At 65.1% G+C, this 14413-nt stretch carries 12 protein-coding genes; 10 read left to right on the top strand and 2 right to left on the bottom strand.

From position 1 onward, the window contains the following. Nucleotide 1: 1 nt before the first annotated feature. The gene (locus QRN51_RS02060) at nucleotides 2-421 is read right to left on the bottom strand and encodes an FMN-binding protein (RefSeq protein WP_284988420.1); all 420 of its coding nucleotides are present in this window, start codon (nucleotides 419-421) and stop codon (nucleotides 2-4) included. A 220-nt stretch (nucleotides 422-641) separates the two neighbouring features. On the opposite strand from QRN51_RS02060, the gene argS reads away from it, so the two are divergent. The 10 genes from argS (at nucleotide 642) to QRN51_RS02010 (ending at nucleotide 13308) form a co-directional block, all read left to right on the top strand. Beyond that, a complete protein-coding gene (gene argS / locus QRN51_RS02055; RefSeq protein WP_284988419.1) occupies nucleotides 642-2291 on the top strand; it encodes an arginine--tRNA ligase in 1650 nt (549 codons plus the stop codon). Between the two features lie 5 nt (nucleotides 2292-2296). Beyond that, the gene (lysA, locus tag QRN51_RS02050; RefSeq protein ID WP_284988418.1) at nucleotides 2297-3766 is read left to right on the top strand and encodes a diaminopimelate decarboxylase; all 1470 of its coding nucleotides are present in this window, start codon (nucleotides 2297-2299) and stop codon (nucleotides 3764-3766) included. Continuing rightward, nucleotides 3759-5075 (top strand): homoserine dehydrogenase, encoded by a 1317-nt coding sequence (locus tag QRN51_RS02045; protein ID WP_284988417.1) that lies wholly within the window; start codon nucleotides 3759-3761, stop codon nucleotides 5073-5075. The genes lysA and QRN51_RS02045 overlap by 8 nt, the downstream gene beginning before the upstream one ends. Further along, nucleotides 5076-6182 carry a threonine synthase gene (thrC, locus tag QRN51_RS02040; RefSeq protein ID WP_059387608.1) on the top strand — a complete coding sequence of 369 codons (1107 nt, stop codon included), beginning with the start codon at nucleotides 5076-5078 and terminating at the stop codon, nucleotides 6180-6182. Nucleotides 6183-6184: 2 nt separating this feature from the next. Further along, complete coding sequence (thrB, locus tag QRN51_RS02035; protein ID WP_284988416.1) at nucleotides 6185-7159, top strand: homoserine kinase; 975 nt, start codon at nucleotides 6185-6187, stop codon at nucleotides 7157-7159. Between the two features lie 301 nt (nucleotides 7160-7460). Next, the gene (gene rho / locus QRN51_RS02030; RefSeq protein ID WP_284988415.1) at nucleotides 7461-9563 is read left to right on the top strand and encodes a transcription termination factor Rho; all 2103 of its coding nucleotides are present in this window, start codon (nucleotides 7461-7463) and stop codon (nucleotides 9561-9563) included. Nucleotides 9564-9739: 176 nt separating this feature from the next. Continuing rightward, nucleotides 9740-10813 (top strand): peptide chain release factor 1, encoded by a 1074-nt coding sequence (gene prfA / locus QRN51_RS02025; RefSeq protein ID WP_028264759.1) that lies wholly within the window; start codon nucleotides 9740-9742, stop codon nucleotides 10811-10813. A gap of 18 nt (nucleotides 10814-10831) precedes the next feature. Beyond that, nucleotides 10832-11704, top strand: coding sequence for a peptide chain release factor N(5)-glutamine methyltransferase (prmC, locus tag QRN51_RS02020; RefSeq protein ID WP_284988414.1), 873 nt, complete (start codon nucleotides 10832-10834; stop codon nucleotides 11702-11704). A 12-nt stretch (nucleotides 11705-11716) separates the two neighbouring features. After that, on the top strand, nucleotides 11717-12532 hold the full coding sequence (locus QRN51_RS02015; RefSeq protein ID WP_284988413.1) for an L-threonylcarbamoyladenylate synthase: 816 nt from the start codon (nucleotides 11717-11719) through the stop codon (nucleotides 12530-12532). After that, nucleotides 12529-13308: a WecB/TagA/CpsF family glycosyltransferase gene (locus tag QRN51_RS02010; protein WP_284988412.1), complete on the top strand. Its 780-nt coding sequence runs from the start codon at nucleotides 12529-12531 to the stop codon at nucleotides 13306-13308. Before QRN51_RS02015 ends, QRN51_RS02010 begins: the two co-directional genes overlap by 4 nt. 22 nt (nucleotides 13309-13330) lie before the next feature. On the opposite strand, the gene QRN51_RS02005 is transcribed toward QRN51_RS02010, so the two are convergent. Then, entirely contained in the window at nucleotides 13331-14227 is an 897-nt protein-coding gene (locus QRN51_RS02005; RefSeq protein ID WP_284988411.1) for a glycosyltransferase, read from the bottom strand. Nucleotides 14228-14413 lie beyond the last annotated feature (186 nt).

Genomic DNA, 14413 nt, shown 5'->3' with positions numbered 1-14413 from the left:
CCTATTTGGCCTCGGACTTGATGGTTTCCACGGCCTTGTTGAATCCTTGGCTGGTCAGGGAGGAGCCGGCGACTTTTGAGACGTTGATCTCATCCAGTTTCTTGCCGACCACCTGCGCCGCGATGCCGTTCTTGAACTGCCCCTGGAATTCCTTGGTGTTCGGGTTGTTGGCATGGACTGTGATGTCCACCGCGGAAATGGTGCTACCGGCCAATGTCAGCTTGACCCCCACGGTTTCACCGCCGTTGGGTGAAATGTAGTCACCGTCCGCACTGTAGGTACCGTCCTTGTAGGGGCCGGAAATCGTGGAGGTCTTTTGCGGGGTGCTGCCTTGTGCCGAGGGGGCGCAAGCTGCCACCGAACTGGCCAGGGAGAGGCCGGCGGCGCCCACCAGGAGGCCCTTGCGGAGTGGCGTAGTCATGGTTCTGCTCGTTTCAACTGGACTCGAAAAGTGGTCAATGCGCGTTCCTTCGGGCCGTGGGCCGATCACACCACTGACGGTGATTTCAGCCTATCGGTTCAGTCTGGGAGCTTTACTGGCCGAAGCTGGGCGCCGGCTGGGTGCGCGCTGGTGCCCGCGTGTGCGCATTGCTAAGCATAAGAATTCCACCACTTGCAAGCCCCACCGGTAGGCTAGACGGGTGACTCCCGAAGAACTCTCAGCCGCCATATCCGCCTGCCTGAAAGACGCTGTCGCCGCCGGCGAGCTTGCGCTTTCCGAATCTGCCCTCCCTGAGGACGTGCGCGTGGAGCGACCCAAGAACCGGGAGCACGGCGACTGGGCCACGAACATTGCCTTGCAGCTTGCCAAGCATGCCGGGACCAACCCGCGTGAATTCGCCACAATCCTGGGCAAGCGGCTGGAAGCGATCGACGGCGTCACCGCCGTGGACATCGCGGGCCCGGGCTTCCTGAACATCACCGTGGATGCGGCGGCCGCGGGTGCGCTGGCAAAGGCCATCGTCGAGGCGGGAAGCTCCTACGGAACCAACCAGGCGCTCGCAGGCCATGTGGTCAACATGGAATTCGTCTCGGCCAACCCCACGGGACCGCTGCACATCGGCCACACACGTTGGGCGGCCCTGGGAGATTCGATTGCCCGCGTCCTCCGCGCCTCCGGTGCGGACGTCACCGCAGAGTACTACATCAACGACGCCGGCTCGCAGATGAACGTTTTCGCGAACTCGGTGCTGTCCCGCCTGCACGGACGCGGCGTTCCGGAGGGCGGCTACCCCGGTGAGTACATCCGGGAACTCGGCGACGAGGTGCTCAAGGCCCATCCGGCAATCCGCGAGCTGACCGACGAGGCCGCACTGCCGGTGATCCGTTCCGCGGCCTACCAGGCCCAGATGAAGGACATCAAGGACACCCTGGCCGAGTTCGGCGTGGCTTTCGATGTCTTCTTCTCCGAGCAGGAACTGCACGACGGCGGTGCGATCGAGTCCGCCGTCGCCCGCCTCCGCGAGCAGGGCCACGTGTTCGACGACGGCGGGGCGGTCTGGCTGCGCACCACGGACTTCGGCGATGACAAGGACCGCGTGATGATCCGGGCCAACGGCGAACCCACGTATTTCGCCGCCGACGCCGCGTACTACCTGTCGAAGAAGGACCGCGGCTTCACGGAGAAGATCTACCTGCTCGGCGCCGACCACCACGGCTACATCAACCGGCTCAAGGCCATCGCAGCCTGTGCGGGCGACGACCCCGAGGTCAACATCGAGGTCCTGATCGGACAGTTGGTCTCGGTCAATGGCGCCAAGCTGTCCAAGCGTGCCGGCAACATCATCGAGCTCAAGGACTTGATCGAATGGCTCGGGAAGGACGCCGTGCGTTACTCGCTGGCCCGCTTCCCCGCCGATTCTCCGCTGACGCTGGATCCGGAACTGCTGAAGAAGAACAGCAACGAAAACCCGGTGTTCTACGTGCAGTACGCGCATGCCCGCTCCCGCGGCACGGCACGCAACGCGATCGAGGCTGGCGTCGACCACAGCGCCTTCGACGCGTCCTTGTTGGACCACGCCACCGAGAACGAGCTGCTGTCCTACCTCGGCAGCTACCCGTCCATCGTTGCCAAGGCCGCCGAGCTCCGCGAACCGCATCGTGTGGCCCGCCACCTCGAGGTCATCGCCGGTGCCTACCACCGCTGGTACGACGCTTGCCGCGTCTCACCGCTCGGCGACGAGCCGGTCCAGGACGTCAACCGCACACGGCTGTGGCTCAACGACGCCACGAGCCAGGTACTTGCCAACGGACTCGAACTCCTCGGCGTTTCAGCTCCGGAACGGATGTGATCAGCGTGCAAAACAACACCGCCGCCTCGCCCCTTGCCCCCGAGTGGCTCGTCGTGCCGGAGGACGTGAACGCGCTTCACGCGCCGATGTGGGCCGAAGGTGTCCAGAGGACCGACGACGGCGAGCTCGCCATTGACGGCGTTCCCGTCAGTGAGCTCAAGGCGCAGTTCGGCACTCCGCTGTTCGTCATGAGCGAAGGTGATTTCCGTGCCCGCGCCCGCTCCTTCAAGGACGCCTTTGACGCAGCTTTTGAGGACATTTGCGGGGGAGTGGACGTCTACTACGCCGGAAAGTCCTTCCTGTGTACTGCCGTGGCCAGTTGGGTGGCCGAGGAAGGCCTGCGCCTGGACACGTGCTCTGGGGGCGAACTCGCCGTCGCGGCCCGCGCCGGCATCGACGGCGCCAATTTGGGGCTGCACGGCAACAACAAGTCCGACGCCGAGATCAACCGGGCACTGGACATGAAGCTCGGCCGCATCGTGGTGGACAGCCTCGATGAGCTTGAGCGGGTCGCCAAGATTGCCTCCGGCCGCGGCGAGACGGCGAAGGTCATGCTGCGGCTGACTCCCGGCGTGCACGCCCACACCCACGAATTCATCGCCACGGCCCACGAGGACCAAAAATTCGGTCTCTCCATGGCCGGGGATACCACGGAGTCAGCCGGCCTCTCGGCCGCCGAAGAAGCGGTCGCTGCGGCGACTTCGTACTCCAATGTGGAACTCCTGGGCCTGCACTGCCACATCGGTTCCCAGATCTTCGAGCCTGACGGTTTCGCCCTGGCAGCCGAGAAGCTGTTGGGATTCCTCGCCGCGATGCAGGCGAAGTACTCCATCGTCCTGCCGGAACTGGACCTCGGCGGTGGCTACGGGATCGCCTACACGCCCGTGGACACACCCCGCCCGCCGGCCGAAATCGCGCAGGCGATGGCCGCCGTCGTTCGCTCCAAGTGCGCTGAGCTGGGAATCGCCTCGCCGCGCATTTCGATCGAACCGGGCCGCGCAATCGTGGGCACCAGCACCTTCACCTTGTACGAGGTCGGGACGCTGAAAACCGTCCGCGTGGACGCGCCTGTAGATGCCGGTGGCAACCAAAACGTTACGTTCCCGCGCCGCTATGTGTCGGTGGACGGCGGCATGAGCGACAACGCCCGTCCGGTGCTGTACGACGCGGATTATTCGGCCATTCTCGCCTCGCGGACCTCGGACGCTGCCGCGCAACTGTCCCGAGTAGTGGGCAAACATTGCGAGAGCGGCGACATAGTTGTTAGAGATGTATATCTGCCCGAAGACGTGGCAGCCGGTGATCTGCTCGCTGTACCGGGAACCGGCGCTTACTGCTGGGCCCTCTCAAGCAACTACAACTATCTGGCCAGGCCTGGCGTTGTCGCTGTGCGCAATGGATCCGCCCGGCTGATCGTCCGCGGGGAAACCGAAGAAGATCTCTTGAACCGCGACATGGGAGTGGCGAATGTCTGAAGTGCGAACCCTGAAGGTGGCCCTGCTGGGCTGTGGCAACGTGGGAGCCCAGGTAGCGCGGATTCTCCTTGACGACGCCGACGCCCTTGCGGCCCGCACCGGCGCACGCTTGCAGCTGTCCGGCATCGCCGTGCGGAACCTTGATTCAGAGCGCGACGTCGAACTGCCGCGCGAACTGTTCACCACCGACGCCGACACCCTGGTCAAGGACGCCGATCTGGTGATTGAGCTCATGGGCGGCATCGAGCCTGCCCGTTCGCTCATCCTGACCGCCATGCAGAACGGCGCCTGCGTCGTCACTGGCAACAAGGCACTCCTGGCACAGGACGGCCCGACCCTCTACGAAGAGGCCGACAAGGCGGGCGTCCAGCTCTCCTACGAGGCCGCCGTCGCCGGAGCCATTCCGATCCTGCGACCCATCCGCGACAGCCTCTCCGGCGACCGCATCACCAGGGTCCTGGGCATCGTCAACGGCACCACCAACTTCATCCTCGACCAAATGGACAGCACCGGTGCGCAGTTCGCCGACGCGCTGGCCGAGGCCCAGCGGCTCGGATACGCGGAAGCCGACCCGACTGCCGACGTCGAAGGCCATGACGCCGCAGCAAAGGCCGCCATCCTCGCGTCGTTGTCCTTCCACACGCGCTTCGCCCTCGAAGACGTGTACTGCGAAGGCATCACAAAGGTCAGCGCAGCGGATATCGCCGCCGCGAAGGACGCAGGCTTCGTCATCAAGCTGCTCGCCATCGCGGAGAAGATCACCAACGCAAACGGCGACGGCGGCATTTCAGTCCGCGTCCACCCCACCCTCCTGCCCCGCGAGCACCCGCTGGCGGCCGTTCGCGGTGCGTTCAACGCCGTCTTCATCGAGGCCGAGAACGCCGGCGAGCTCATGTTCTACGGCCAGGGAGCCGGCGGAACCCCGACGGCGTCTGCCGTCCTGGGCGACCTCGTCTCGGCAGCCCGCCGGGTGGTACTCGGCGGTCCCGGCCGTACCGAGACCACCACGGGCTACGTGCCTGCGCTGTCGATCGATGCCTCGACCACGAGCTACTACATCGGCCTCGACGTTGCCGACCAGGCCGGCGTCCTGGCCCGGATCACCCACATCTTTGCGGAGCACGGCGTGTCGATCGAAATCATGCGCCAGACGATCCACCGCGACGCCGCCTCGAAGGTTGAGTCGGCCGAGCTGAAGATCGTCACCCACCGCGCATCCGAAGCCGCACTCGCGGCAACCGTCGAGGCCGTCAAGGGCCTGGACGTCATCAATTCTGTGACATCCGTCCTGCGGGTAGAAGGGGTCTAAGTGGCTCACCAATGGCGCGGAGTAATCCGCGAATACGCTGATCGTTTGCCTGTAACGGAAGCCACGAAGGTCATTACCCTCGGCGAGGGCGGAACTCCGCTCGTCCACGCGCAGAAGCTCTCCGAACTCACCGGATCCACCGTGTACCTCAAGGTGGAGGGCATGAACCCCACCGGGTCCTTCAAGGACCGCGGCATGACAATGGCCATGACAGCTGCTGTCGAAGCAGGAGCCAAGGCCGTTGTTTGCGCCTCCACGGGCAACACCTCGGCCTCCGCCGCAGCCTACGCCACCGCAGCCGGGCTCAAGTGCGCCGTGCTGGTCCCCGAAGGCAAGATCTCCATGGGCAAGCTCAGCCAGGCGATCGCGCACGGCGCGACGCTCCTGCAGGTGGACGGCAACTTCGACAACTGCCTCGACATCGCCCGCAAGCTCGGCGAGTCCTACCCGGTGTTCCTCGTGAACTCGGTCAACCCGGCGCGTATCCAAGGCCAGAAGACCGGTGCCTTCGAAATCGTCGACGCCCTCGGAGACGCTCCGGACATCCACGTCCTGCCGGTAGGCAACGCGGGCAACATCAGCGCGTACTGGAAGGGCTACAAGGAGTATTCCGCCCCCTTCGAGTCCGCGACCGCCGGCACCCTTCCCGCCGTCTCCACCAAGACGCCGGCCATGTGGGGATTCCAAGCGGCAGGCGCGGCACCGTTCGTGGCAGGCCACCCCATCACCGAACCGGACACGATCGCCACGGCCATCCGCATCGGCAACCCGGCGTCCTGGGACACGGCCATTGCGGCGCGTGATGAATCCGGCGGCTTCATCGACGCCGTGACCGACGAGGAAATCCTCGATGCCCACCGCTGGCTCTCCGCCAAGGAAGGCGTCTTCGTGGAACCCGGTTCCGCGGCAGGCGTCGCCGGGCTTATCAAGAAGCACGCCGCAGGCGAGGTTCCCACCGGCAAGACGATCGTCATCACCGTCACCGGACACGGACTCAAAGACCCGCAGTGGGCACTCCGTACCGAAGACGGCAGTGAGGTCCAACCGGTCAAGGTGCCGAACGACGTCGTAACCGTGGCATCCGAACTGGGACTGGAAGAAAACTAAGAGTGGAAACCACGCAGCCCACCGCGACGGGTCTCACGCTTGTCGCGGCAGGCCAGCAGCTGACCGTCAGGGTCCCGGGCACCAGCGCCAACCTGGGCCCCGGCTATGACAGCCTCGGCCTGGCATTGTCGATCTACGACACCCTGACCGTCGAAACACTCACCACCGGAGAGCTCGAGTTCGAGCTCTCCGGTGAGGGAGCCGATTCCCTTCCCCGGGATGCGAGCCACCTCGTCGTGCGTGCCCTCAACACGGCCTTGGAGCGCCTCGGTTTCCGGCACAGCGGCCTCAGGATCACCGCGGACAACGTCAACCCGCACGGCCGCGGACTTGGCTCCTCGGCGTCGGCCGTGGTTGCCGCCGTGACCGCGGCCAACGCCTTGGTGCCCGAATCCGCACAGCGCGACCGCGACTGGATCCTGCAGCTCACGAGCGAGATGGAAGGGCACCCGGACAACGTCGCACCCGCGATTTTCGGCGGGTTGGCCCTGTCATGGCAGGACAGCGAGCAGTACAGCAGCACCCGCGCAGAAGTGGTCCCGTCGGTCATCCCGATCGTCGCCGTGCCTGACTATGAATTGTCCACCGAGACTGCCCGCGGTTTGCTGCCTGCTTCCATCGGCCACCACGCAGCAGCCATGAACTCAGGACGCGCGGCGCTCCTCATCCACGCATTGACGGCCGACCCCCGTTTCCTGCTTCCCGGAACCGAGGACTACCTGCACCAGAGCTACCGCGCAGAGGCAATGCGGCCCAGTGCGGCGCTGATCAAGGCACTGCGGTCTTCGGGCCATGCAGCCGTGGTCTCGGGAGCGGGACCCACAGTTCTGGCACTGGCCAACGGCGCGGATGAAGCCGAGGCGATCGCCGAATTGATTTATTCGTTCACCGCGGACAACACTCCGGATGTTGCGTGGCGCGTGATGACACTGGCAGTGGACGTTGAAGGTGCTAGAGTGGACTTGCACCGGCGGTAGAACCGCGGGCAGTTCCCTGACATTGGATCCCGGCTTATTGCCGTTCCCGTCTCCTACTGTGTCGAAGTCTGCCGGTGTCGTCTCCTTATCGGCCTGTCGCAGGTGCCACAGAACCCTTTCTGTTACCCGAGCCGTCAGCCCGCGCCCCGCCCGCCGGAGCATCGAAGACGTATTAGTATCCGGCCCTGCTGAAACTAAACCGGCAAGACCGAAATCACGGCTGCAGATCTGAACTGCAGTCCAGAACAAATCATCGCGTCCAGCTCTAGGTCTGGACGCCGTCGAGGGGGAAGGATCCTTCGTGACAGAAACCACTGAGCTGGCTTCAGCTGTGGACACAACATCTTCTGCAGCTGAATCAACGGCCGCAACCGCTAAGAGCAGCGGCCTTGCAGGCCTCAAGCTCGCGCAGCTCCAGGCTCTCGCCAGTCAGCTGGGCATTTCGGGCGGATCCCGGATGCGCAAGGGGGACTTGGTCTCGGCTATCTCGGCCCACCGTGCCGGTGCAACCACCAGCAAGGCTCCCACCGCGGCCAAGGCCGTGGCAGCAAAGGCCGCGCCTGCAGCCCCGGAAGCTGAGACCGCTGCCGCACCTGCCGCAGCACCTGTTGAAGCTCCTGCGCAGGACGGCACCCGTGCACGTGGCCGTGGCCGAAGCCGTCGCGCCACCAGCGATGGCGTTGTTGCCGCTCCTGCCGCCACGGAAACCGCGGAGGCTCCCGCCGCCGTCGTCGAGGCTCCCGCCGCTCCCGTCGCAGAAGCAAGCGAGGCCGCCGGTGAACGCCGCCAGCCGCGCACGCGGAACCGTCGTCGTGGCGAGGCCGCTCCGGTAGAGGCCGGTGAAGCCGCCGAAACCCGCGCCGCAGAGCAGCCCCAGGCCGAACAGCCCCGCGTAGAACAGCGCCAGCCTGAACAGCGCCAGACAGAGCAGCGCCAGCCCGATCAGCGTCAGGCACAGCAGCGCCAGGGCGAGCAGGCCTCTGTCGAAGCCGGCGAACCCGGCCAGCGCGAACGCCGCGACAACACCCGTACGCGTCGCGAAGACACGAACGACGGCGATGACACCGGCAACCGCCGCAATCGTCGCAACCGTCGCGACCGCAACGATCGTCCGGGTCCGCAGGACAATCGTGACAACCGCGATGGAAACACCCGTAGCGACCGCTTCCGCGACCGCAACGAACGCCGCCGTGGCCGTGGCCAGGGTCCCGACGTCGACGACGTCGAGGTCACCGAGGACGACGTCCTGCTGCCTGTTGCCGGCATCCTGGACGTACTGGAGAACTACGCGTTCATCCGCACCTCGGGGTACCTGCCCGGCGCCAACGACGTGTACGTGTCCCTCGCCCAGGTCAAGAAGTACAACCTGCGCAAGGGTGACGCCGTCGTCGGCGCAATCCGCGCCCCGCGCGACGGCGAGGACCGCAGCCAGCAGACCGCACGCCAGAAGTTCAACGCGCTCGTCCGCGTCACGTCGGTCAATGGCAAGACGCCCGAAGAGCTCAAGGACCGCGTCGAATTCGCCAAGCTGGTTCCGCTGTACCCGTCCGAGCGACTGCGCCTCGAAACGGACCCCAAGAAGATCGGCCCGCGCGTCATCGACCTCGTGGCCCCGATCGGCAAGGGCCAGCGCGGCCTGATCGTCTCCCCGCCCAAGGCCGGCAAGACGCTCATCCTGCAGTCCATCGCCAACGCGATCACCACCAACAACCCTGAGGTCCACCTCATGATGGTGCTGGTTGACGAACGTCCCGAAGAAGTCACGGACATGCAGCGCACCGTCAAGGGCGAGGTCATTGCCTCCACCTTCGACCGTCCTGCCGATGACCACACCACGGTTGCCGAGCTTTCCATCGAACGCGCCAAGCGCCTCGTGGAAATGGGGATGGACGTGGTGGTCCTCCTGGACTCCATGACCCGCCTGGGCCGCGCCTACAACCTGGCAGCACCGGCCTCCGGCCGTATCCTGTCCGGTGGTGTCGACTCCGCTGCGCTCTACCCGCCGAAGCGCTTCTTCGGTGCTGCGCGCAACATCGAAAACGGTGGCTCGCTCACTATCCTGGCAACCGCGCTCGTGGAGACCGGTTCCAAGATGGACGAGGTCATCTTCGAAGAGTTCAAGGGCACGGGCAACATGGAGCTCCGCCTGTCCCGCCAGCTGGCGGACAAGCGCATCTTCCCGGCCGTGGACGTCAACGCTTCGGGTACCCGTCGCGAAGAGAACCTGCTTTCGGCCGAAGAAGTCAAGATCATGTGGAAGCTGCGCCGCGTCCTCTCCGGACTCGAGACCCAGCAGAGCCTTGAACTCTTGACCAACAAGATCCGGGAGACCGGGAGCAACGTCGAGTTCCTCATGCAGGTACAGAAGACGACTCTTGGAGCCAAGTCGGATAACGACAAATAGCTGTTTTAGGGGCGGGCGCTGGTTCGTTCGTGCGGTTGGTGCCGCGCGGATGTTCCGCTCCCGCCCCTTCCCTTTGCAACGCGGGGTCACTTACGGCCCATGCCGAGGGCCTGGATGGGCCGTAAGTGACCCCGCGTTGCGTTATTAGACTTGTAGAAGTCGAAAGAGGTTTGAAAATGTTTGAGTCCGTACAGGGATTGCTTGACGAGCATGCTGCTATCCAGGCGCAGTTGAGTGATCCTGCCGTTTATGCCGACCAGGCTTTGGCCCGCAAGTTGGGGCGGCGCTCTGCCCAGTTGCAGGGCATCGTTGAGGCGTACAACCGTTGGCGCGGGCTCATGGACGATCTCGAAGCGGCCAAGGAAATGGCTTCCGAGGACGCCGAATTTGCTGCCGAGGTAGACGAAATCGAGGCGAAGCTTCCGGCAGCGCAGGAGAAGTTGCGCAGGCTGCTGATCCCTCGCGATCCCGACGACGCCCGCAACGTCATTCTCGAGGTCAAGGGCGGCGAAGGCGGCGACGAAGCTGCGCTCTTCGCCGGGGACCTGCTGCGCATGTACATGCGTTACGCCGAGTCCCGCGGGTGGAAGACCGAACTCATTTCGGCCACGGAATCGGACCTGGGCGGCTACAAGGACGTCCAGATGGCCGTCAAGGGCAACTCGAACGATCCCGCAGAAGGCGTCTATGCCCGCTTGAAGTTCGAAGGCGGCGTGCACCGCGTCCAGCGTGTTCCCGTCACGGAGTCGCAGGGCCGCATCCACACGTCCGCGGCCGGCGTACTCGTGCTTCCCGAAGTGGATGAGCCTGAAGAGCTCGAAATCAACCAGAACGACCTCAAGATCGACGTCTACCGGTCTTCAGGTCCCGGCGGCCAATCCGTCAACACCACGGACTCTGCCGTCCGCATTACGCACCTCCCCACGGGCATCGTGGTGGCCATGCAGAACGAAAAGTCCCAGCTCCAGAACCGTGAAGCCGGCATGCGCGTCCTTCGTGCCCGTATCCTGGCACACCAGCAGGAGCAGATCGACGCCGAGAACTCGGCCCAGCGCAAGTCGCAGATCCGCACCATGGACCGTTCCGAGCGCATTCGCACGTACAACTTCCCGGAAAACCGGATTGCCGACCACCGGACGGGCTACAAGGCCTACAACCTCGACGCCGTCATGAACGGCGACCTGGAGCCGGTCATCCAATCGGCCATCGAAATGGATGAACAGTCGCGCCTGGATGCCCTGGGCGAGTAACAGCCTGCAAGGATCTTCATGACGTTCTTTCCGGGCCAAAGCCTCGCCGACGCTGTCCGCGAGGCAACAGCCATCCTGTCCGACGCCGGAGTCCCCACTCCGCGCGTGGACGCTGAACTCCTCGCGGAACACCTCCTGGGCGTCGGCCTCGGCCGCCTGCGCGCCATGCTGCTGGGCGATTCCGAGGCCCCGGAAGGCTACGCGGACTTGGTGGCCGAGCGGGCCCAGCGCGTCCCGCTCCAGCACATCACCGGCGTCGCGCACTTCCGCTACCTCACACTCGCCGTGGGCCCTGGCGTGTTCATTCCGCGACCGGAAACGGAATCCGTGGTCCAGCTCGTCATCGACCACCTCCAGGGACTCGAGCACCCCAAGGTGGTTGACCTTGGCACAGGCTCCGGCGCCATCGCGGCGTCGATCGCCCACGAAGTGCCCGGGGCCGAGGTCCACGCCGTCGAATTCAGCACGTTCGCCCACGCCTGGGCCGCGAAGAACCTGAAGCCCCTCGGAGTGAAGCTCGTGCAAGGCGACCTTCGCAATGCACTGCCCGAACACGATGGAACGTTCGACGTCGTCGTTTCCAATCCGCCCTATATCCCGGCTGAAGCAATTCCGAACGAACCTGAAGTGGCGCTGCACGATCCGCCGGAGGCACTGTACGGCGGGGGAGCGGACGGAATGGAGCTTCCGACGGCGGCTGCAGCCTCCGCTGCCCGGCTCCTCAAGGGCGGCGGCTACTTCGTGATGGAGCACGCGGAAGTGCAGGCGGGCTGGATTGCCGAACACCTGAAGGCTGCCGGTTGCTGGACGCACGTCGCCACCCACCTCGATCTCAATGGCAAGGAACGTGCCACGAGCGCAGTGTTGGCAATCGCTGCCTCCGGGAAATGAAAGAATAGCGCTGTGACCACAAGCTACAACTGCACGTCAGAGGAACAACGCGCCGAAGGCCTGGAGCATGCGCAGCGCGCCATCAGCGAGAAAAAGTGTGTCGTCATGCCGACGGACACTGTCTACGGCATTGCCGCCGACGCTTTCTCGCCGCAAGCCGTGACCATGCTGCTTGTCTCGAAAGGCCGCGGCCGCCATATGCCGCCCCCGGTGCTGATTCCGCGGCTCAATGCGCTGGACGGGCTGGCAACCGATGTATCGGAAGAAGCCCGCAAGCTCGCGGAAGCCTTCTGGCCCGGCGGCCTGACGCTGATCTTCCACGCCCAGCCGTCCTTGGATTGGGACCTGGGGGAGACCCGCGGAACCGTGGCCCTGCGCATGCCCGACGATGAAATTGCGCTTGAACTGCTCAACCGCACCGGACCGCTAGCGGTGTCCTCGGCAAACCGCACCGGCCAGGCCGCCGCGCAGACAGCCTCCGAGGCGAGGACCCAGCTTGCTGAATCGGTCGAGGTGTACCTTGAGGGCGGCTTCCGGCCTGTCGAGGGAACCGAGTCCGTAGCGTCCACGATTGTCGACGCCACCGCGCTGCCGCTTCGGGTGGTCCGCGATGGTGCGATTTCCCTGGAACGCCTCCGCGAGATTGTTCCCGGGGTGCTGGCCCTCGGGGAAGCGGCGCCCGAACCCGCGGCTGAAGCCGCACCTGATACTGAACCGGCGCCTGAAACGGCCGCGGCTGAAACAGCGGCGGAACCGGCGTCCGAGACGGAAACAGCCCCGGAGGAACAGGCCGAGACCCCTGTCCACACGGAGACCAGGGCCGAATGAGCCTGGTCCGGGATCGCGTTCCCCTTCTGGACGTAGACGTCACCGCACTGTGCGCCGACGAACTCATCGAGGCCATCAGCGGGTACGTTTCGGACGGCACCACCAAGGTTGTCCTCGGGCACAATCTGCACAGCGTCACGCTGTTCCATTCGAGCCCGGATTTCCGCCGCCTCTATGAACGCAGCGATGTGGTGCTCATGGATGGTGCGCCTGTCGCCATGCTCTGGGGACTTGGACGGCGCGGAGCTTCACGGGGCGATGCCGCGGGGTTGATGGAATACCGTCTGGGATCCACTGACTGGGTGCCGGCGCTAGGCGGCGTCGAAGGCCTGCGCAGGATCGCCGTTGTCGGCGCCGGCCCCGAGGCCAACAGCAAGACGGTGGAGCGTCTCCGCAAAATCGTGCCGGGCGCCGAGGTCTCCGGGCGGCCCGGTGAGAATTGGGACGATGACAGCGAAGAGGCCGCCGTCGCCTGGCTCGCGGAATTCCGCCCGCAACTCGTGCTTCTTGGCCTTGGAATGCCGCTGCAGGAATCGGTCCTGCACCGCCGTCTCGACGAGCTTCCGCCTGCCGTCTACTGCACCGTGGGTGGCGCCATCGAACAGTTGGCGGGCCTCCAGAAGCTCGCTCCACGCTGGCTGGGCCGCCTCGGGCTCGAATGGGCATGGCGGCTCGTCCTGCACCCGGGACGCGTCGCCTACAGGGTCTTCGGCGAGCCGTGGGTGCTCCTCGGCCTGCTGGTCCGCCGTCGGCTCTCCGGCAGGAACTGCGCCTGAACCGAAGCGCCCGGCAGGACCGCTAGAACTTCTGGTCCTCCAGGGGGCCAAAGCCCTTGTCCCGCAAGCCGGCGGAGAACGCCCGGAACCATTCGGCGAGCCCGCGGAAGTCACCCCGGGGGAGGAAGTAGCCCAAGTAGCCTCCGACGTCGGCCACCATGGATTTTCCGCGGCGGTAGCGGCGGATCAAGTAGCCGCGGTTGCGGTAGTAGAAGTATCGCTTGAACGCCGAATCCGGCACGATCACGTGCCAGCGCGCGCCGAAGACGTGCTTTGTCTCGGAAAACGCGTGCGGGTGGCTGATCCAGGCCGTCGCGACGGTACCGAAGCGGATTCCCGCTTTCCTGAGGCGGATCATGAAGTCCACCTCGTCGCCCCGGATGAACAGCCGGATATCCGGCACTCCCACCTTGAAGAACACATTGGAACGGATGAGCGCGCCGTTGAAGAAGTGCCCGACGTCGGGCAGGAACCCCGCCTTCTCGACTTCGGCGCGTTCGTGGGTCACCTTGCCGTCGATGCGGAAGAAGAAGGAGAGCTTGTCCGGGTGGCCGGGCGCAACGACGAGCGGCACGACGGCGTCGAGTCCGCGGGCGTCTGCTTCGCGAACCAGGGTTTCAAGACAGGCAGGATCGCCGGGTTCGGCGTCGTCGTCCATGATCCAGACCCATTCGGCGCCGCTGGCGACCGCCTTGAGGATTGCGAGGGCGAAGCCGCCCGCGCCGCCCAGGTTCGCCTCCGAGCGGACGTAGTCCACTTTTGGATGGCTTGACGCAAGCTCCCGCGAAGGAATGGTTCCGCTGTCCACGAGGCAAATGGTGTCCACGGGCATGGACTGCTTGTTGATGGCGTCGAGCAAGACTGCTAGCTCTCCGGGGCGGTCAAAGGTCACAGCCGCTACGGCAACGGAGACAGTCATGTAGGGTTCCTTCCGGGCACTCGCGGGGAGGGTCCTCCCGGCTCGCCCTAGGGGCGCGTGAAACGGAGCAAAGCCGCCGTTGACGCTAGTATCTTGACAGAGTCCAACTGTAGTACAGCAATATTCGGCGGTGCGCAGAGGTGTTGCAGGTGTTGTGCCGGCAGCTAGTCGCCAGGGACATAATCC

The organism is Arthrobacter sp. efr-133-TYG-120 (assembly GCF_030209785.1).
In the GTDB taxonomy this organism is placed as follows: Bacteria; Actinomycetota; Actinomycetes; order Actinomycetales; family Micrococcaceae; genus Arthrobacter.
The sequence above is the reverse complement of the archived record's forward strand: the minus strand, read 5'-3'. Positions and strand labels throughout refer to the sequence as shown.